Origin of the sequence: Desertibacillus haloalkaliphilus (assembly GCF_019039105.1) — a bacterium.
GTDB lineage: Bacteria > Bacillota > Bacilli > Bacillales > KJ1-10-99 > Desertibacillus > Desertibacillus haloalkaliphilus.
The window spans coordinates 1-434 of the sequence record NZ_JAHPIV010000142.1; the positions used below are offsets into that span (position 1 = coordinate 1).

At 42.4% G+C, this 434-nt stretch carries 1 protein-coding gene; it reads right to left on the bottom strand.

Going from position 1 to position 434, the window contains the following annotated elements:
• Positions 1 to 434 (bottom strand): transketolase family protein (locus KH400_RS21250; RefSeq protein ID WP_281418767.1); only part of this gene is annotated, 434 nt, incomplete at both ends.

The following is a 434-nucleotide window of genomic DNA, read 5'->3' on the forward strand; positions in this document are numbered from 1 at the left end:
TCCTAGACCACCATGGATACTATGCTCTTCAACTGTAATGATGTGTCCAGTTTCTTGTGCTGCTTTTACGATAGCTTCCTCATCAAGCGGTTTAATCGTATGCATATTGATCACTCGACAATCAATTCCCTCCTGCTCTAATGTTTCTGCTGCATCCAAGGCAACTCGAACAGTCTCGCCACTTGCAATAATCGTTAAATCTTTCCCCGCTCTCATTGTAACCGCTTTTCCTATCTCAAAATCGTACTCCTCTGATACATAGCAATCTTCAACTGGATTACGACCAATCCTTACATAAACCGCCTTATCATAATGGACTAATGCTTCAATCATTTTCTTTGCTTCATGACGATCAGCTGGCATCATGACATCTAATCCAGGTATCGCACGAGTAACAGCTAAGTCTTGTAACGAGTGATGGGACATTCCAAGCG